The sequence below is a fragment of the Rhizobium sp. 01T437 genome (genome assembly GCF_056398505.1).
Genome location: NZ_JBFTPM010000001.1, coordinates 55,426 through 75,370, shown reverse-complemented (window position 1 = coordinate 75,370; position 19,945 = coordinate 55,426). Strand labels below are relative to the sequence as shown.

Annotated in this window: 15 protein-coding genes; 9 read left to right on the top strand and 6 right to left on the bottom strand. The window is 59.7% G+C overall.

From position 1 onward, the window contains the following. The first annotated feature begins 396 nt into the window (after positions 1-396). On the top strand, positions 397-1,191 hold the full coding sequence (locus AC1DM5_RS00375) for a class I SAM-dependent methyltransferase (RefSeq protein WP_477822200.1): 795 nt from the start codon (positions 397-399) through the stop codon (positions 1,189-1,191). 148 nt (positions 1,192-1,339) lie between these two features. Further along, positions 1,340-1,942 (top strand): GIY-YIG nuclease family protein, encoded by a 603-nt coding sequence (locus AC1DM5_RS00370; protein WP_477822201.1) that lies wholly within the window; start codon positions 1,340-1,342, stop codon positions 1,940-1,942. Between the two features lie 143 nt (positions 1,943-2,085). On the opposite strand, the gene AC1DM5_RS00365 is transcribed toward AC1DM5_RS00370, so the two are convergent. Together AC1DM5_RS00365 and AC1DM5_RS00360 are read right to left on the bottom strand one after the other, a co-directional pair. After that, entirely contained in the window at positions 2,086-2,832 is a 747-nt protein-coding gene (locus tag AC1DM5_RS00365) for an SDR family oxidoreductase (RefSeq protein ID WP_477822202.1), read from the bottom strand. Positions 2,833-3,016: 184 nt separating this feature from the next. Beyond that, positions 3,017-3,916, bottom strand: coding sequence for a helix-turn-helix domain-containing protein (locus tag AC1DM5_RS00360; protein WP_477822203.1), 900 nt, complete (start codon positions 3,914-3,916; stop codon positions 3,017-3,019). A gap of 596 nt (positions 3,917-4,512) precedes the next feature. Here AC1DM5_RS00360 and AC1DM5_RS00355 point away from each other — a divergent pair. After that, on the top strand, positions 4,513-4,689 hold the full coding sequence (locus AC1DM5_RS00355) for a hypothetical protein (RefSeq protein ID WP_477822204.1): 177 nt from the start codon (positions 4,513-4,515) through the stop codon (positions 4,687-4,689). Between the two features lie 316 nt (positions 4,690-5,005). Here the strand turns inward: AC1DM5_RS00355 and AC1DM5_RS00350 are convergent, their stop codons facing one another. Beyond that, positions 5,006-6,043, bottom strand: a complete 1,038-nt coding sequence (locus AC1DM5_RS00350) for an MBL fold metallo-hydrolase (RefSeq protein WP_477822205.1) — start codon at positions 6,041-6,043, stop codon at positions 5,006-5,008. A gap of 291 nt (positions 6,044-6,334) precedes the next feature. Then, positions 6,335-7,000 carry a peroxiredoxin gene (locus tag AC1DM5_RS00345; RefSeq protein ID WP_477822206.1) on the bottom strand — a complete coding sequence of 222 codons (666 nt, stop codon included), beginning with the start codon at positions 6,998-7,000 and terminating at the stop codon, positions 6,335-6,337. A gap of 263 nt (positions 7,001-7,263) precedes the next feature. Between AC1DM5_RS00345 and AC1DM5_RS00340 the strand changes: the two genes are divergently transcribed. The 5 genes from AC1DM5_RS00340 to uvrB all read left to right on the top strand — a co-directional run bounded on the left by AC1DM5_RS00340 (position 7,264) and on the right by uvrB (position 16,752). Then, positions 7,264-8,982 carry an AfsR/SARP family transcriptional regulator gene (locus AC1DM5_RS00340; RefSeq protein WP_477974436.1) on the top strand — a complete coding sequence of 573 codons (1,719 nt, stop codon included), beginning with the start codon at positions 7,264-7,266 and terminating at the stop codon, positions 8,980-8,982. A 397-nt stretch (positions 8,983-9,379) separates the two neighbouring features. Beyond that, the gene (locus AC1DM5_RS00335; protein WP_477822208.1) at positions 9,380-9,580 is read left to right on the top strand and encodes a hypothetical protein; all 201 of its coding nucleotides are present in this window, start codon (positions 9,380-9,382) and stop codon (positions 9,578-9,580) included. A 167-nt stretch (positions 9,581-9,747) separates the two neighbouring features. Then, a complete protein-coding gene (locus AC1DM5_RS00330) occupies positions 9,748-11,589 on the top strand; it encodes a TPR end-of-group domain-containing protein (RefSeq protein WP_477822209.1) in 1,842 nt (613 codons plus the stop codon). 66 nt (positions 11,590-11,655) lie between these two features. Continuing rightward, positions 11,656-13,446, top strand: a complete 1,791-nt coding sequence (locus AC1DM5_RS00325; protein ID WP_477822210.1) for a glycoside hydrolase family 15 protein — start codon at positions 11,656-11,658, stop codon at positions 13,444-13,446. Positions 13,447-13,812: 366 nt separating this feature from the next. After that, positions 13,813-16,752, top strand: coding sequence for an excinuclease ABC subunit UvrB (uvrB, locus tag AC1DM5_RS00320; protein WP_477822211.1), 2,940 nt, complete (start codon positions 13,813-13,815; stop codon positions 16,750-16,752). A gap of 20 nt (positions 16,753-16,772) precedes the next feature. On the opposite strand, the gene AC1DM5_RS00315 is transcribed toward uvrB, so the two are convergent. After that, complete coding sequence (locus AC1DM5_RS00315) at positions 16,773-18,122, bottom strand: leucine-rich repeat domain-containing protein (RefSeq protein WP_477822212.1); 1,350 nt, start codon at positions 18,120-18,122, stop codon at positions 16,773-16,775. Between the two features lie 4 nt (positions 18,123-18,126). Next, positions 18,127-18,960, bottom strand: a complete 834-nt coding sequence (locus tag AC1DM5_RS00310) for a hypothetical protein (RefSeq protein ID WP_477974430.1) — start codon at positions 18,958-18,960, stop codon at positions 18,127-18,129. 161 nt (positions 18,961-19,121) lie between these two features. On the opposite strand from AC1DM5_RS00310, the gene AC1DM5_RS00305 reads away from it, so the two are divergent. After that, the gene (locus AC1DM5_RS00305; protein ID WP_477822214.1) at positions 19,122-19,589 is read left to right on the top strand and encodes a DUF3828 domain-containing protein; all 468 of its coding nucleotides are present in this window, start codon (positions 19,122-19,124) and stop codon (positions 19,587-19,589) included. Positions 19,590-19,945: the final 356 nt, after the last annotated feature.

Sequence of the window (19,945 nt, the reverse complement as noted above, 5' to 3'; positions counted from 1 at the left end):
CCTCCCGGGCTCCCTTGAGGGTCCGGGAGGTTTTTTGTTTCTGGGGCTTGGGCGAAACTGAAGAATTGTAGGGTCTGCCGTGGAGCACCCCCCTCTGGCCTGCCGGACTGCCGGGGTCGAGCCACGGGTCTCGACCCGTCCTTCGGACCCCCCACAAGGGTGGAGATCGACAAGCGGCGCGACCTTCCCACCTCGCTGACATTGCGCGGTTTGCCACGTCTACTATTTGGGGAAGCCGGCGCTCCCAGCCAATCTCCCCACCTGTGGGGGAGATGGCCGGCAGGCCAGAGGGGGATGTCGAGCACTCCAAGGCCGGACGAACCAGCCCAAGCAATAGACACCGTATCCACCCGCCCTATATCCGCCCGGCAAAAGCACAATTGCCGGGAGCACCCCATGCCATCCACCTTCATCGCCAGGGGCGCACAGGCCTACGAAGCCGCCATGGGCCGCTGGAGCCGCAAGCTCGCAGACCCCTTCCTCGCCTTCGCCGGCGTACCCGCACATGGCCGCGTCCTCGACGCCGGCTGCGGCACCGGCAGCCTGACGCTGGCGCTCGCAGCCCATCCCGAACTGACCGCCATCGAAGCCCTGGATTTCGAGGAAAACTTCGTCGCGGCCCTCGGCGCCCGCACGGACGACCCGAGGATATCGGCCCGCCAGGGCGACGTCTGCGCCCTGCCCTATGAAGACAAGAGCTTCGACGCCGCCTATTCCCTGCTCGTCCTGCACTTCGTCTCCGATGCCGACAGGGCCATCACCGAAATGCGCCGCGTCCTCAAGCCGGGCGCCACCGCTGCCGCCGCCGTCTGGTCCCATGACGGCATGCCGAGCTGGCGCCTCTTCTGGAACACCATCCGCGCCATCGAACCCGAAGCCGAAGGCAACGGCATTCCATCAGGCCCGCGGCCGATGACCTCCGAGGGCGAGTTGCGGGCGCTCTTTGCCGGCGCAGGCTTTGCCGATGTCACAGAGGCAAGGCTGACGATCACGATGGACTACGCCGGTTTCCACGATTTCTACCTGCCGAAGGTCTATGGGCAGGGACGGTTTTCGGCGTTTTTCGATGGATTGCCGGAAGCGAGGCAGGAGCGGCTGCAGGATGCTCTGAGGATGGCATATCTGGATGGCAGGTCAGAGGATGGGCCGCGGGGGTTTGAGAGTGTGGCCTGGGCGGTGCGGGGTGTATGAACCGATTTCAGCGAATGAAGCCCAGCTTTCAAGATGACACTCTGACCAGTTGTGAAAATCCTCATCACCCGAAGCGACGTAAATGAATTGCTTACAAAAGCCATGCAATCAAGAGGTGCAAGAAAACAAACCATCAGATAGGAAGCTCGTGCAGATTTACTACGTCTATGCCCTCAAAGACCCGAGAACGATGAAGCCATTCTATATTGGAAAAGGCTCTGGAGCACGAGCTTGGGAACATCTAATAAACTTCGAAGACAATTCGAAGGGAAAACGAATACAAGAGATTCAAAACGCCGGTTACAACCCTATTGTACATATCATCTGCGCCGGTCTTGACGAAATCCATGCCATTGCGCTGGAGGCAGAAATAATCAGTACGTTCGGGACCGAGGCAACAGGCGGAATACTTACGAATGTTGTAATTCCATCTGGAAAGACATCACGCCAAAAGCGCAAAATTAACGTTCCTCCAGGAGCGCTCGAAAGAGCACAGCTGGGGTTAGCGCTAATAAAAGGTGCATTGCTAGAGTTGGCTCAAGCAAATGAAAATGGAATAACCAATGCCGAGGCCGCTAGGGCTCTTGATCTAAAAAGTGATCACAATAAAGAAAACGAGGATTATCTCACTTTCAGCGTAATAGGACTAATGCTGCAAGAAGGGCGACTGAAGCGCGTCGAAAAAGCAAAGGGTAGAGGCGCTTTCTTTGTCGATCCCGATATTTCTCGCACCGTTGAGAAGGCTTTTTAATTTTTAGGACAGTGACGCCGCTCTAGGATGAGTGGCTCGACGGCACAATCCGAGCCCACTGCGATTTACTTCCCGGGTTTTTCAGGGCCCGGGAAGCACAATAGGACAACGATACAACTGCGTCCCAGCCACCTTCTAGTCAATCACCAAGCCTGCTGCGTCGGCATCACAAACACCTCGGCAATATCCACATGCCGCGGCGACTGCAGCGCAAACAGCACCGTCTCGGCAATATCCTCGGCCTTCAGAAACTCCATCTGCGTCTTCAGCTCCTCCATCTGCCGGCGCGCGGCCGGATCGGAGATCTGGTCGTAAAGCTCGGTCTCGACAGCACCCGGCTGCACGCAAGTCACACGGATATTGTGCTTCTTGCCAAGCTCGATGCGCATGCCATCAGACAGCGCGGTGATTGCATGTTTCGTCGCGCAATAGACCGACAGGCCCGCAAAGACCTTGCGGCCGGCAATCGACGAGGTGTTGACGATATGGCCGGATTTCCGGCCGATCATGTGCGGCAGCACGGCGGCCGTCGTGTTGAGCACGCCCTTGATATTGACGTCCACCATCCGGTGCCACTCATCCGTCTTCAGCGCATCGATATCCGAAAGCGGCATCAGGCCGGCATTGTTGAAGAGGATATCGATCGTGCCGAATGCCTCGGCGAGTTTTGCGACGCCGGAGGCGACGGAGGCGCTGTCGACGACATCCATCTCCAGCGCTATTCCCTGCCCGCCGGCCTTCTCGATCTCCGCAACGAGCGCCTCCAGCCGCTCGGTGCGCCGCGCGGCAAGACCGACCTTGGCGCCATTGGCCGCAAGCTTCAGCGCCGTGGCAGCGCCGATACCGCTCGATGCGCCCGTGATAAGAGCAACTTTTCCTTGGAGTGACATGGTTTCATTCCCTTTTTCTGCCGCCCTGAGACGGTTGGTTTCGACGGGAACAAACTAGAAGGATGGCCGCGCGCTTTCGCTCGGCCGCTTGCTGAAACTGTCGGGGATTTGCTGCGAAAGAGAGCAATTCCAGCAAAAGTGCGCAGCGGTTTTGCGTCCGGAATTGCGTAAAAACAGAAAGGCTCTACCCGCGATAGTCACGCGGGCTGACGCCCACCTGCCGCCGGAACACCTGCGCGAAATGGCTGGGGCTCGAATAGCCGAGATCGAGCGCGATCTGGATGATGCTGGCATCCGTCTCGCGCAGCAGCCAGCGGGCTTCGGCCATCTTCAGCTGGATGAAATAATCCGATGGCGAAGAACCGGTCGATTGCTTGAAGACGCGGGAAAAATGAAAGGCGCTAAGCCCTGCCTCGGCTGCTAGGCTCTTGAGATTGAAAGCCTGATCGAGCCCCGCCTCCATCATCCGCACGATCAACTGCAGCTTGAATGCCGGCAGCGCCCCGCGCCGAGCGGGCACTGAGTTATCCCGCTTGCCGTACTGCCGAACGAGATGGACGGCGAGCGCCTGCGCAATGCCCTGCACAACCATTTCGCTGGGCTCGGCCGCGCCCGTCAACTCTTTCAGGATCATCCCCATCAGTCCGGAAATCACCTCGTCCCGCGCCCCCGAAACATCCGCCAGCCGAAACCGATCCCCGCCGTCTGCGCCCAAAACCTCTGATATCGCCCGCTGGTAGATCGGCAGCCCGAGATAGAGATGCATGACGCGCAGCGGCTCGCCGGCGCTCGTCTCCCACCGCAGTTCATAGGGCGTCTCGCTCTGCGTCAGATAAAAATCCCCCGCCGCGACCTCCACCGACATCCACTCCCCACCGATGTCGCGCTCCTCGATCCGAGCCGAGCCGGAGACGATCCAGACCACAAGCGGCTCGGCGACTGCGGGCACGAGGAGATTGGTTTCGAGCGGCTGGTGGGAGAGAAGGTGGACGGAAATGGTGCTCCATGCTGGGCCGCGGCTGCGGGCGAGAAGGCGGGCGTGGATGCGGCAGCTTAGGGCTTCGGGGGTGGATTTTTCGGACATGGGGGGTTGGAGGGCGCCTGCGTTGTTCTGAATTCTTAAGAACGAGCGGATTCGTCGCGGAATTCTCGGAGCCGTGTTTGCAAGTTACAAAGCTTCCAGTTGAATGTCCGCTGAACTATAGCCTGTAAAGCTTTTTCGAGACCATCGGGGACTGGGACAAATAAGCTGCTAACACTATGTTTAACGTTTGACACCCCGCCCTAGGGGTGCATCACTTGCCATTGTGGTGCCGACGAATTTATCCGCTGGAGCACCGCAGCATGAAACATCAACTGAAATTTCAGCTTGGGCGAATGCACGGAGAGGCGCGTAGCTGGTCCGGCGCGATCGTTCTTTTCGTGATGTTTGTCGTTTATCGCCTTACGCAAGTTTCACTGCTGGCCGCGACTGCTACCTTTGTATTTCAGCTGCTGAGGTCGTCTAATTAGGTGCAGTTTGCGCGGCAGTTGAGTCGGTGGATTTGTCAACCCGGGACAAAAGCTGCGCGTAACTCACCAACAAGCTTCATTTTGCGTAATCTTCATCGTTGACGCCAAACCCTTTGGGTGCGTTAATTCTCATTGTGAGTCCCGCGAGCTTTTTCGCCGGAGACCCACATGAAGAAATTTCTCAAATTTGACATCACCAAATGGGCCATGCGCGGAGAGGCGTCTGGATGCCTTGAGGTGTGGCTGCTGTTCCTCGTTTTCATTGTCCGCAGCCTGGCACTGCCGTTGGTGGCAGCAGGATTTGGCATCCATTATATGAATGGCGGGCTGGTCCTGTGGGCTTGACCGGCCCGGCCGGTTCCTCAGAGGTTCTTGAGGTTTTCGAGCTCGATAAAGCGCTCGTATTTGATGGCGGGCTCGCTGCACCACGCGTCCTTCTGGAAGAGTTGGCCGGCCGGCTGTTATTCAGGGTGACGACATAGCCCTTGCGCCCCTTACAGCCGGCAAAGCCGTTGTTGCTGTTTGCCCGCACGCAGACATAGGTATTGGGCTCCCTGCCCATGATCCAGGAGATCTCGCCGTCACGGACGGGATATGGATCCTTGAGCGCGGTGCGGGCCGCCTCGCAGCGCCTTGAAGCCGCCCCAGCAAGCTCCCAATCTCACTCCCCCACCAATCCCCCAGCCTTCTTCCAAGCATCAATCCCACCCTCAATATGACACGCACTCCCCACCCCGGCATCCTGCGCCGCCTGCACAGCCATCGCCGACCTCTCCCCAAACGCGCAGTAAAACACTACCCGCTTGCCCGTCGCCACCGCCAGCTCATGCAGCATCCCGCCCGCTGACAGGTTCTCCTGCAGATCCGCATAGGGCGCATGCAACGCACCCGGGATCACCCCATGCCGCTCCCGCTCGCTCCTCTCGCGCAGATCGACGATCACAACATCCGGGCGGCCGCGGAGAACAAGCGCATCCTTCGCAGATACCGCCCAGCCCTTGCGGGCGATTTCGTCCTGGTGGAGGCCGATATGACTGTTGGCGGGGACGGCGACGTCCATCATCTTGGGGTTGGGCAGGTGGAGATTGTTCATCAGCTCGGCATATTCCTCGATCGATTTGACCTGCAGGCGCGGGTTGAAGCGTTTTTCCTCGCCGATGGTGGAGACCGTGTCGCCCTTGTAGTCATGCGCCGGGAAGAGCAGCGTTTCCTCGGGCAGGCGCAGGAGCTTGTTGAAGATCGAGTCATATTGGGCGCGGGGATCGCCGTTCTGGAAATCGGTGCGGCCGGTGCCGCGGATGAGCAGCGTGTCGCCGGTGAAGATGCGGTCGCCCATCAGGTAGGAATAGGAATCGTCCGTATGGCCGGGCGTATAGAGCACGTCGAGGCTGAGCCCCTCGATGCCGACGCGGTCGCCTTCGGCAACCCGCATGGCCACGACATCCGCCTTGGTCTGCTCGCCCATCACGGTGATGCAATGCGTCTGGTCGCGCAGCGCGCCGAGGCCGGTAATGTGGTCGGCATGCAGGTGCGTATCCACCGCCTTGACCAGCTTCAGGTCCAGCTCGCGCACGAGCTGCATGTAGCGGTCCACCTTTTCCAGGACGGGATCGATGATCAGCGCCTCGCCGCCGCGCCTGGAGGCGATGAGATAGGTGTAGGTGCCGGAAACACTGTCGAAAAGCTGTCGGAAAATCATGGTTGCCTCCGTAATGTGCTCATCCAGAGCAATTCCAGCAAAAGTGGGAACCGGTTTTGCGTCCGGAATTGCAGAGAAAACAATAAGCAGGAGCATTGAAGGCGACGCCGTTTTCGCCGGAAATGCTCTAGGCATGCTGATGCGAACGGATACTGGCTCTGCAGCCGATGATATCCTTGCGGGGAAAAAAGCGGAAGAAGCGGGCGGGGACGGATCGCAGATCCGCCCTCGCCTAATCTTGGTAGCTGACGTAAGGCGATGTAAGCCTTGCCGTTACGTCATGGTCCGTAATCAGGTCAGGATCGGCTGCGGCACGATGCGGATATAGGGCTTCGGCTCCTTCCAGCCCTGCGGATAGAGCTGCCTGGCCTCATCGTTGGAAACCGAGCCGGCGATAATCACCTCATCGCCCGGCTTCCAGTTGACCGGCGTTGCCAGGCGATGCTTGGCGGTGAGCTGGAGGCTGTCGATCACGCGCAGGATCTCGTCGAAATTGCGCCCCGTCGTCATCGGGTAGGAGATGACGAGCTTGATCTTCTTGTCGGGGCCGATGACATAGACATTGCGCACCGTCTGGTTGTCGGCGGCGGTGCGTCCCTCCGATGTCTCGCCGGATGCGGCCGGCAGCATGTCATAGAGCTTGGAGACGGCAAGCGTGGGATCGCCGATCATCGGGAAGTTCGGCGCCACGCCTTGCGTTTCCGCAATATCCATAGCCCAGCCGGAATGCCTGTCGACCGGATCGACCGAGAGGCCGATGATCTTCACGCCGCGCTTGTCGAATTCCGGCTTCAGCCGCGCCATGTATCCGAGCTCCGTGGTGCAGACGGGCGTAAAATCCTTCGGGTGGGAAAACAGGATGCCCCAGTCCTTGCCCAGCCACTCGTGGAAGCTGATCATGCCGTCGGTGGTCTCGGCGGTGAAATCGGGGGCGATGTCGTTGATACGCAGTGACATGGTCTTGGTCCTCTCTTGGTTTGCCGGCCGCCTCTGGCCGGGGTCGCGAAATCTGGGTTGATCCTCTCTGCGCTGCTCTGACCGTGTTGCCATCGCCAGCGCCGGATGTACGATGACGACATTACGCTTGAGCCCGTTCCCTCAGCGTTCCCCGGCGTGCCTTTCTCTGCGGCGGGTGGGAACGCTGTTACGGGCACCCATTTCGGCATGGCATTTTTCAATCATTCCGGGCCGGATCGGGCCTGATCTGACAGGGGCGCAAGGTGAAAATCTCCATAGACCTGCTCGGCCGCTTTGCCGTCCGCATCGATGATGCCGAAATTCCTTCCGCCGCCTGGAAGCGCGATCGCGCCGCCGCCATCATCAAGCTGCTGATGCTCTCGCCGGAGCACCGCATCCACCGCGAACAGGCAATGGAGGCCTTCTGGCCCGATCTCGATGCGGAAGCCGCGGGCGCCAACCTGCGCAAGGCGCTGCATTTCGCCCGCAAGGCGATGGATGCGCCCGAGGCGATCGGCATAACAAGGGAAATCGTTGCCTTCTCGCCCGAAGCCGCTGTTGAAACCGACGTCATCAGGTTCGAGGCTGCGGCAAAGGCGGCCCTGCGCAGCAAGGACGCGGCCGAATGCGAGGCGGCGGCCGATCTCTATGGCGGCGCGCTGCTGCCGGACGATCGTTTCCTCGAATGGCTGGATGCACCCCGCCAGCGCCTGCAGCAGCTCTATGTAGAGACGCTGCGTGCCGGAAAGCTCTGGCGCCGGCTGATCGCGCTCGACCCGACAGACGAGGAGGCGCAATGCGCCCTCATGCAGGCAGCGCTCGATGCCGGCAACCGCACGGAGGCGATCCGCCAGTTCGACCAGCTGCGCGAAAAGCTGCATGCCGAGCTCGGCGTCGGCCCCAGCCGCCCCGCGATTGAGCTCTACGAGCGGGCGCTGGCCTTATCAGGTAAAGAGCCGCCCGCCGCTGTGGAGCGCATCCGCGCCTCGCTCGCCTGGGCGCTGGTGCATCTGCAGAGCGGCGAATTCGGCGAGGCGGCCGATCTCGCCCGCCAGACCCGCGCCGAGGCACTGGATGCAGGGCTCGGCCGGGAAGTCGGCGAAGCCGGCGCCATTCTCGGCCTCACTGCCCATATGCAGGGCCAGTGGCGCGAGCTTTTCCGCAGCGAATTCACCGAATGGGTGCGGAAGCGCAGCGCCTTCGTGCCCGCCGTCTTCGATGGCCATCTCTGCCTTGCGGAATTCTGCCTGTGTGACGCCCGTGGCCACGGGCTGATCCATGAAAGCGCTGAGGAGCTGCTCGGCGTCGCCGACGAGGCGAAATCCGCCGCCGGCCGCGGGCTCGCCTGCCTCATCCTCGGCGAAATCGCCCGCTGCGCCGGCAATCTCGATGAGGCCGAACGGCTGCTGACCGAGGCCGAGCGCCTGCATGTGGAGGCCAATGCCATTTCCGGCCGGGTGCTGGTGCYGGAGCGGCTGGCGGAAATCGCGCTCGCCCGCGGCCAGAAATGGCGCGCCGGCCGCTTCATCCAGAAAGCGCTCGCCGATGCGCAATCCTCCTGGCTCTCCGGCCACCTGCTGCTTCGCCTGCAGGCGCTCGCCGTCCGCTCCGCCACCAGCAAGGAGAAGCTGGCGGAAGCCATCCTCACCGGCGACCGGCTGCTGACCTCAGGCAGCTGCCAGCCCTGCTCCATGGGCCTGCGCACCGCCTCGGCCATCGCGCTTGCTCAATCCGGCAATCTCGACCAGGTGGACCGCCGCCTGAACGAGGCCGAACGCATCGCCGGCATGTGGCAGGGCGGCCCCTGGGCGGCCGCTCTGTGGGAAGCGCGCGGCGTCCAGCGCCAGGCCCAGGCCAACAGGATTCGCGCCGTCGCCGCCTTCGCCGAGGCCGCCGCCCGCTATGAGGAGCTCGGCCGGCCGCTCGATCAGGCGCGTTGCCTTACCCAGATGAACGAATCGCAGATCGGCGTTGCGGTTTGATCAGTCAAAAAGTCACACAAATCGCCGTTTTTACTGTGCAAAGATTGCGTAAATGCCCGGCGGAAAGTACCGCCGGGCATTTATTAAGCAATAGCTGAAATAATTTCCCCGAGATTTAAAAAGTGAAATTGCGGTTCCATTATTCCGGCCTACAATGCTCCACGCTGGATGCTGCAAACCCAGTGGAGAAGGGTTGCCCACAGCTCTAAATCGGGCCTCCCTTCTCCTTCCATACCGCAAGCGCCGATATGTTGCTATTACGTGCGTAACATCGTGAACAGGCATTGAAGAAATCCCCAGGGCGGACCGGGGGCTGCACGATGACGTGATCTCCTTTTTATTGAAGAACACAATCTGCGCCCTAGAACGTTCCGGGGGGACGTTTGAGGGAATGTCGATGATCAGAGAGAAAATGTCGGCGAGTCAGACGCCGATGCAGGAAGAGGACGTCGCCCTTTGCCAGCGCGTCTTTGAGCATATCTGCGTGGCAAGGCATATCGCCAGCAATGACGAGCGCGAGGAACTGGCCATCCAGATCCTGCATTTCTATCAGCATGGGGTGAAGGACCAGGGGAGTCTGGAGCGGCTGTTGCTGTAGGGGGGAGACGGCGCATCGCGGAGGGCTGTGCCGTGTGACGCCCCCTCTCGCTGCCAGCGGCGCCTTCGTCATATCAGGGCCTGCTCCCGATATCTGCAGCGGAGCAGACTGCCTTTCGCGCCTATGCTACACTCCCGCTCGAGAGCATGCTCATCGAGGGGACCGGCATGGAACGCAAGCTCGCCGCTATTCTCGCCGCCGATGTCGCCGGTTATTCGGCGCTGATGGAGCAGGATGAGGCCGGCACGTTCCAGCGGCTGAGGGCGGATCACAAGGAGCTGCTGGAGCCGGAAATCCGCAAACATAATGGCCGCATCTTCAAGCTGATGGGCGATGGATTGCTGGCCGAATTCGGCAGCGTCGTCGACGCGGTGGAATGCGCCGCCGCCCTGCAGCGCGGCATGATCAGGCGCAATGCCGGCGCTTCGGAAAGCACTCCCCTGGAAATTCGAATTGGCATCAATCTCGGCGAGGTGATCGTCGAGGGTGAGGATCGTTATGGCGAGGGCGTGAACATCGCCGCCCGCCTGCAGGCTCTTGCCGAGCCCGGCGGCATCTGCGTGTCGGGCAAGGTTTCGAAGGAGGTTTCTGGCAAGCTCGCCTTTGCCTTCGAGCCGATGGGCGAGCAGCGGGTCAAGAACATCGCCGAACCAATCGCCTGCTACCGCGTGAATTTCGATCAGGGCATGTCTTCCCGCACCGAGCCGCGAGTGCTCAAGAAAATATCGATCGCTGTCCTGCCCTTCAGCAACATGAGCGGCGACCCGGAGCAGGAATATTTCTCCGACGGCATCACCGAAGACATCATCACCGACCTCGCGAAAATCTCCGACCTACATGTCGTCGCCCGCAATACGAGCTTCACCTATAAGGGCCGGCCCGTGAAGATCGAGCAGGTGGCCCACGAACTCGGCGTCGCCTTCCTGCTTGAAGGCAGCGTGCGCAAGGCCGGCGCCCGCGTCCGCATCACCGGGCAGCTCGTCGACGGCAGGGATGGCAGCCATCTCTGGGCGGAGCGTTATGATCGCGAACTGACCGATATCTTCGCCATACAGGACGAGATCGCCCACGCCATTATCGAACAGCTGAAGGTCAGGCTGCTGCCGGGCGAGAAAGCGGCGATCAACACCGCGCCGACGGAAGATGTCGAGGCTTACACCTATTACCTCCGGGGCCGGCAATTCCTGCACATGTGCTCAAGATCCTACATGCTGCTGGCGCGGCGCATGTTCGTGAAGGCAGCCGAGATCGACCCTGAATATGCGCGCGCCTATGCCGGCATCGCGCTCTGCGATTCCGTTCTCCGCTCCTGGCAATATGCCGATATCTCGATAGCAGGCATTCTCGCCACGAGCGCCAGGGCGCTGGAACTCGATCCCGATCTCGCCGACGCACACGCCTCGCGCGGCCTCGCCCTCCAATATGGCGGGCAGCGCGAACAGGCAGCCGCCGAATTCGAGCTCGCCCTGAAGCTCGATCCCGATCTGCATGAGGCAAACTATTTCTTCGCGCGCTTTTTCTTCGAAAATGGCGATTTCGAAAGGGCCGCCGCCCTGTTCGAACGGGCCACCCAGCTGCGGTTCGATGACTATCGCTCCGCCGCCCTCCTGGCCTGCGTCTATCTCAAGCTTGGCCGCGACGCCGACATGAAGCGGGCTGGCCGGCTGGGCCTGGAGCGGGCCGAACGCGAACTCAGTCTGCATCCGGAGAATTCGAGCCCGGCCCAGCTGGGAGCACTGGTGCTGGCCTATCTCGGCGAGCGCGAGCGCGCCAGGGAATGGGCGGCGCGCACGCTCGCCATCGACCCCGATGATCTCAACGCCATGTACAACATCGCCTGCGCCTACCTGAACATGGGAGACCATGAAGCGGCGCTCGATCTCTTGGAAAAAGTCATTCCGCGCGCCTCCGCGCATCGCTATTGGTGGAGCAGTGATCCGGACCTCGACCCGATCCGCGATCACCCGCGGTACAGGAGGCTGGTTGAGGCCGTGATGGCGAGCGGGTGATCAACGCAGTTGACCTCTGCATATGAGCCCTACCTAAAGCCCAGCTGATATGCGCAGGAGGCTATGGTGACGGCACCTATCGAGGATTACGCCCTTATCGGAGATTGCGAAACCGCGGCACTCGTGTCCAGAGACGGCTCGATCGACTGGTTGTGCTTTCCGCGCTTCGACTCTCCCGCCTGCTTCGCCGCCCTGCTCGGCACTCAGGATAATGGTTTCTGGTCGCTCTCGCCCTCGGGCGGCAAATACAGCGTCTCGCGCCGCTACCGCGAAGACACGCTCATTCTCGAAACCGAGTTTCAGACCGAGACCGGCGCCGCCGTCCTCACCGACTTCATGCCACTGCGCGACGGAACGAGCGATCTGATGCGCATCGTCGAGGGCAAGAGCGGCACCGTCGCCTTCGACATGGAGCTCAACCTTCGCTTCGATTACGGCCACACCGTTCCCTGGGTCACGCATGGCGAGGATGGCGGCATCACCGCCATTGCCGGCCCGGACCGGCTAACCCTGAACTGCGCCGTGCCGCTCGAAGGCCGTGGGTTGAGCACCGTCGGCAGCTTCGAGGTTGCGGCCGGCGAGAGCCAGATCTTCACGCTGACCTGGTCCCCCTCGCATCTGCCGCCGCCGGCGCAGCGGCAGGTGGAATATGCGCTGCCGGACACGGAGGAATTCTGGTTATCCTTTGCCGCGAAATGCCCCAAGGTGGGCAAGTGGACGGATCAGGTGAAGCGCTCCCTCATCACGCTGAAGGCGCTGACCTACATGCCGACCGGCGGCATCGTCGCGGCCGCCACGACCTCCCTGCCCGAAAAGATCGGCGGCCCGCGCAACTGGGACTACCGCTATTGTTGGCTGCGCGACGCGACGCTGACCCTGCTCGCCCTGATGAAGCTCGGCTATTACGAAGAGGCCCACGCCTGGCGCCGCTGGCTGCTGAGGGCGGTCGCTGGCGCGCCGGCTCAGATGCAGATCATGTATGGCGTCGCCGGCGAGCGCAACCTGCTGGAATGGCAGGTGCCCTGGCTGCAGGGCTACGAGGGCTCGGCGCCGGTGCGCATCGGCAATGCCGCCGCCGAACAGGTGCAGCTCGATGTCTATGGCGAGGTGGCGGATGCCATGCTGCAGGCCCGCAAGGACGGGCTGCCGCCGCATCATCGCGAGCGCGAACTTTCCGCTGCCATCCTGCCCTTTGTGGAAAAAATCTGGGTCGAGCCCGACGAGGGCATCTGGGAGGTGCGCGGCCAGCGCCAGCATTTCACCTATTCCAAGGTCATGGCCTGGGTGGCCTTCGACCGCGCCGTCAAGATCGCCGAGGAGGACGGCGAGGCGGAAGCCGCCGCCCGCTGGCGCACGCTCGCCGACCGCATCCATGCCGAGGTCTGCGAGAAGGCGTTCAATGCCGAGCTCGGCTGTTTCACCCAGGCCTACGGCTCCAGGGCGATGGATGCCAGCCTGCTGCATCTCGGCATGGTCGGCTTCATTGCGCCTGACGATCCGCGCTATGTCGCGACCGTCGAGGCGGTGGAGCGCAAGCTGCTGCGCGATGGCCTGCTGCTGCGCTACGAGACACAGGAAGTGGATGACGGCCTGCCGCCAGGCGAAGGCGCCTTCCTCGCCTGCAGCTTCTGGCTGGTCGACGCCCTCAACATGATCGGCCGCCGGGACGATGCGCTGCGCCTGTTCGAACGGCTGTTGGCGATCTGCAACGATGTCGGGCTGCTGGCAGAGGAATATGATCCGGGTGCGAAGCGGATGCTCGGCAACTTCCCGCAGGCGTTCAGCCATATCGGACTGATCAACAGTGCGCTGAACCTGGCGCGGGCGGAGGGGCCGGCGGACCAGCGGTCGGCTTGATGGGGTGGGTGGCGGCAACCTTCCTTTTGGCGAGTCGATTCTGGCGACTGCACCACCCGGAGCCCCCTCATCCGCCCTTCGGGCACCTTCTCCCCAATGGGTAGAAGGGGGAGCGCGCGGCACCGCTTGCAACAAGAGACGCTTGAAGTTGCACGAGGCATTGCGGCAAACACCCCTTCTCCCCAACGGGGAGAAGGTGCCCGAAGGGCGGATGAGGGGGCCGCGGGCGCAAACCTTGCCCATCTTATTGACTCGACAACGGACGAAGCAGCACCCCCACTATTCCAAAATCCGAACGATTCATTCGTTTCCCTTTTGTACTCTCAACCCCTTCCATTTCCCCATGACAACGGCCATATTCCGCGCATGGCAAAATCTCCGAAGAAATCTCCCGCCTCGACCGGTTTCGAGGAAGCCCCCCAATCGTCTTTCGAAGGCGCACCCCTCTCAGGCTCCGTGGCCGACTGGGTGAAGCAGCTCGAGGCGGATGCAGAGCAGGCCGGCGTCGAGAGCCAGCGCGAAATCGCCTCCAAGGCGGGCAAGCACCGCAAGAAGGTGGAGAACGAGGCGCGCAAGCATACGGAGGCTGTCAGCGTCAACAAGAAGGCCACCGTCAGCAAGACGGCGCGTGGCGTTTCCATCGGCGGGTCGAGCGATCCGAAGACGCGTGCGGCCGCCGGTCTCAACCCCGTTGCCGGCCTGGATATTTCCCTTGAGGATGCCGGCAATATGGCGCCCGGCAGCGTCACCGCCACGGTCGAGGCGCTGTCGGCGCTGATCGAGAGCGGCAACCCGCTGCACAAGAACGGCAAGATCTGGACGCCCCACCGACCTGCCCGACCGGACAAATCCGAAGGCGGCATCGCCATCCGCATGAACTCCGAATATGAGCCCGCCGGTGACCAGCCGACGGCGATCCGCGATCTCGTGGGCGGGCTGGAAACCGGCGAGCGCAGCCAGGTTCTGCTCGGCGTCACCGGCTCGGGCAAGACCTTCACCATGGCCAAGGTGATCGAAGAAACGCAGCGCCCAGCCCTGATCCTCGCGCCGAACAAGACGCTGGCCGCCCAGCTCTATTCCGAATTCAAGAATTTCTTCCCCGACAATGCGGTGGAATATTTCGTTTCCTACTACGATTATTACCAGCCGGAAGCCTATGTGCCGCGCTCCGACACCTATATCGAGAAGGAAAGCTCCATCAACGAGCAGATAGACCGCATGCGCCACTCGGCGACGCGCTCTCTGCTCGAACGCGACGATTGCATCATCGTCGCCTCCGTCTCCTGCATCTACGGTATCGGCTCGGTCGAAACCTATACGGCCATGACCTTCCAGATGTCGGTCGGCGACAAGCTGGACCAGCGCCAGCTGCTGGCCGACCTCGTGGCCCAGCAATACAAGCGCCGCGACATGGATTTCCAGCGCGGCAGTTTTCGCGTGCGCGGCGATACCATTGAGATATTTCCGGCCCACTTGGAAGATGCCGCCTGGCGCATAAGCATGTTCGGCGACGAGATCGACGCGATCACCGAATTCGACCCGCTGACGGGACAGAAGACCGGCGACATGAAATCGGTGAAGATCTACGCCAATTCGCACTATGTGACGCCGCGCCCGACGCTGAACGGGGCGATCAAATCCATCAAGGAAGAGCTGCGGCTTCGCCTTGCCGAGCTGGAAAAGGCCGGCCGCCTGCTGGAGGCCCAGCGCCTGGAGCAGCGCACCCGCTACGATGTGGAAATGCTGGAGGCCACCGGCTCCTGCCAGGGCATCGAGAACTACTCGCGCTACCTCACCGGCCGCGACCCCGGCGACCCGCCGCCGACGCTCTTCGAATATGTGCCAGACAATGCCATCGTCTTCATCGACGAAAGCCATGTCACCGTGCCGCAGATCGGCGGCATGTACCGGGGCGACTTCAGGCGCAAGGCGACGCTGGCCGAATATGGCTTCCGCCTGCCCTCCTGCATGGACAACCGCCCGCTGCGCTTCGAGGAATGGGACGCCATGCGCCCCGACACGATCGCTGTGTCCGCCACACCCGGCGGCTGGGAAATGGAACAGGCCGGCGGCGTCTTCGCCGAACAGGTCATCCGCCCGACCGGCCTCATCGATCCGCCCGTCGAGGTGCGCTCCGCCCGCAGCCAGGTGGATGACGTGCTCGGCGAAATCCGCGAGACGGCGGCCAAGGGCTATCGCACGCTCTGCACCGTGCTGACCAAGCGCATGGCCGAGGACCTGACCGAATATCTGCATGAACAAGGCGTGCGCGTGCGCTACATGCACTCTGACATCGACACGCTGGAGCGTATCGAGATCATCCGCGACCTGCGCCTCGGCGCTTTCGACGTGCTCGTCGGCATCAACCTGCTGCGCGAGGGCCTGGATATTCCCGAATGCGGCTTCGTCGCCATTCTCGATGCCGACAAGGAAGGTTTTCTGCGCTCCGAAACCTCGCTGGTGCAGACGATCGGCCGTGCCGCGCGTAACGTCGACGGCAAGGTCATCCTCTATGCCGACAACATCACCGGCTCCATGCAGCGCGCCATGGACGAGACGACGCGCCGCCGCGAAAAGCAGATGGCCTACAATACCGAGCACGGCATCACGCCCGAAAGCGTCAAGGCCAAGATCTCCGATATCCTCGACTCGGTCTACGAGCGCGACCACGTGCGCGCCGATATCTCGGGCGCCTCAGGCAAGGGCTTCGCCGATGGCGGCAACCTGGTGGGCAACAACCTGCAGACCCATCTCAACGCGCTGGAAAAGAGCATGCGCGACGCCGCCGCCGACCTCGACTTCGAAAAGGCCGCCCGCCTGCGCGACGAAATCAAACGCCTCAAGGCCGTCGAACTCGCCGCCATGGACGACCCGCTGGCCCGCGAGGAAGCCAAGTCGATGGAAGGCATCCGCCGCAACGCCAAGGCCGTCAGCGAGTCCCTTCCCTCGAAGGGAGAGAAATCGAACGGCAAGGCGGCGGAGAGCGCCGCGCCCTCCTACTTCGCCAAGCCGGAACTGGACGACATGGGCGGCCGCAACGCCAACGGCAAGAGCCTCTTCCGCCGCAACACGCTGGATGAGATGACCGTGGGCCGGACGGAGAAGCCGGTGACGGGACATGTGCCGGAGAAGCCGGATGCGGCGAAGGGCACGCAGCGGTTTTCGCCGCTGCTTGAGGGGCAGCCGGAGCGTGATGATGTGCGGCCGCTGGTGCGCGGGAAGACGGGTGTCGGGAGTTATGAGGATCCGGGTGAGCAGAAGCGCAAGAGCCGGACGAAGGGTAAGACTGGGCGGCCGGGGCGTTGAAGCCAACCTGCGGATGCGGATTATACTCTAAAATAGAAATATCCGTCACGGGTTAATTGTTTTGACCATCCCTTCGGAGAAGTTGTCATAGAATAAGGATCTTCGGAAAGATGGACGCTGAAAAGCTTATCATTAACCAGATCAAGATTGAAATCAGCGACAGAAATATTTTTCATGACAATATTTCCTACCTTAAGATTATAAACCTCTTCGAGGCTAATGTATTTACAATTACTGATGTTAAGATGAACAAGACGATCGAAACCCGTCAATGAGTCCAATTTTTTAACCCGCGTTCCAGAAATATCGAGAAATTCTAGATTATGGCAGGCTCCCAAATACGAAATATCTTCAACAAGAGTTCTTGAAATATTCAAGATCGACAATTTTTTTAATTCGTTCAATGCCGATATATCTGCGATGGCTGTATCAGAAACAACCAAATGACGTAAATTATTCAAGCCACGCAGTGGCGTTATGTTCCTCACATTGGTTCTATCGAGATAGATTCGATCGATATTGGAGATGGTCCCCAAGAAAGAGAAATCATCAACATCACAGCCCGTGATCGAAAGCGTCCGGAGGGTGTCCTTGCCTGCTAAAGGGGAAAACGATCTAATTTTCGAATTGTCAGCATAGAAATGCCTAATATTCCCAGAATCTCTCAATATAGACACCGAGGAAATGTTGGTATTCGACAAATCTAAAAAATACGGATCAAATTCCACCCCCAAATTATCTATGCTTTCAATTGCAGTTCCTGATAAAGTTATGTTTTTAATGAATTCTATTTTCAGCATGGAGATGTCTTTAACTGGGCAATTTGCTAGTCGAAAATAAAAAACTCGACAACTGGAAAGTGGGCTAACGTCGGAAATATTCGTATCTGATATATCTATCTCCATTATACCATTGAGAGAACTCAGCGGCGTTATATCTTCTACCATCGTTCCAGAAATATCGAGATTTGCAAGCTTAAAGCAGGCAGATAGAGGAGATATATTAAATATATTCGTTCCAGAAAGCCTTACGTCAACGATATTTGGTGTATTCTTTAGTTGTTCTATGCTTGAAATTCTACGCCTACTTGCGCGAAAGCTCGGAATTTTTTCACGCCAGCTGGCGGGGATCTCGATATTCTGAATGATCTTTTCCTTGGCCGCCTTTAATGAAAACTCCTCATCACCCTCATTGTTCTCATCAACCCCCAATAGATCCAACCCGGTCAAATCTTGGCCGGAGAGATCGAGTCCCGTCATCGACGTACCTCGATACAATACAACGGGATCGTAACCGGCAATTTTTGCAAGTTCCCTTAAGTCATGAGTCTTGGACGAAAGGATATCCGTAACAATATCAAGCCAATGCAACGATCTATTCCTGAACTTTTGCTGAAACATCCAGAAGAATTAGTTTTGAGAAATCGCTTCCGAGATCGCCAACTTCGAGACCAATTTCGCAAAGCTTCGTCCTAATGTAAGCCTCTGCCGCCCTTAATTTAATCTTACCTTGGTTTCCTCGAATCTTTTGCTTTAACGGCACGCCTTCTTTCATTTTTATGTCGGAAATTATAAGATCCTCCCGCAGACACTTGATGCCAATTCTGACGTTGGGCGCAATGCCTCGACCTGAATCAACTCTGGTATCCCTCAAACGCAGCAACGGTAAATCCGCGCCTGAAAATGCTCGACCGCTAAGGAAGTTCGCGGCATCGCATTCGATGACCCAGGTGAATGAGTCATCTATATTGTCATAGACAAACGTTGTCCGAATTTCCTGCTGCGTACCACTCTGTTTTTCTTTTCGGATTTTCGAGGTTTCGACGTTTGCCTTGGCATTTATATCGCCAGAACCAGCGATTTTGCCATCTTTGAAACTAGCCGCTAAGCTCGCTCCCACGCCTCCTTCAACTTTCTTTACGGTCTCCTCCGTCCAAGTTGCGGCTTCAGTTGCTTGTCCTCTGTTAATACTTTCACGTATCACTTCTACAGGCTCGGTCTCAGGCTTTATCAAAGTCAAAACCGCACGTTTCAACCGAAGCCTGAATTCGACTTGACTTTCGACCTCGCCTCCAACGCGAGCCTCAGAGAAAAACACATCCGCTTTGAGATCTACTTCTCGCCGTTCGGGCTTAAAGGGAGGATGCCAGACGTCAACGCTAACAACACTGGCAAACGCGCGAAGTCGGTTCTGATCGTAGTTCGACATTGATACCCCGGCGTGTAATACAACTCCGGATGCTACAGGCGACTTCTACCAAATTACAACGGTAAATATGTATGCACATCGTCATTTCGAACAATCTAAAATAGCGCTGAATCTTTCATAGCCCTCGCGACATCCGATTACACCTGCCAGAAGGAGCCCGCATGCGCCTCCCCGCCTTGATCCTCAGCCTCATCCTATCCGCTCTGATCGCCTCTCCCGGTTTCGCCGCAACCTACAAAACCCCGAAAGCGCTCCTTCAAGCCCTCTACACCTTCAATATCGACACCGCCCCTGACGACACCCCCTCGCCCTATTCGGCCTTCTTCTCCGACCACCTGAACGAGATGCTCCAAGCCGATCTCGACAACACACCGGATGGCGAAGTCGGGGCAGTCGATTTCGATCCCGTCATTGCCGGGCAGGATGGCGAGGCGAGCGGCCTGAAGATCGGTCAGCCGATCCTGCTGGACGATCGCGCCGAACTGGAGGTGCAGTTCCGCAATGGCGAAGAGGTGACGCTCTATTATACGCTGGTGAAGGAGCACGGCGGCTGGAAGGTGGAGGATATTGCCAACCAGCAGGGCGAAGAGCCGTGGAGCCTCAGCGCGCTGCTGGGCGATGCGCAATAGGTGGCGTCGGGTGCGCGGCTTGTCATTGCCGCCGAACCTGCCTTTGGGCGGCAGTACCCTCTGAAACGAGCCGGGTTTATTAGCGCCCGGTCATTGTAATGGCCGGCCCGCGCCCCATATCCACAGTATGGCGGCATGTGGAATAAAACCGCCTTTTGCATCGGTTTACCCGATGCCCTCAAGGGAAGACGCGCTGTCTTCCGACACTCTGCAGAACAGCTTTTTCGCAGCGATCCTGAGCAGCATGGCCGCGCCCGCAAGGGCCGGCAAAGAGCAATGTCTCTCATACGCCCAGACATTTAAGAGACCGCGCTGAAAAAGACCTCTGACGCATTCGATGATCAGCCGTGCATATC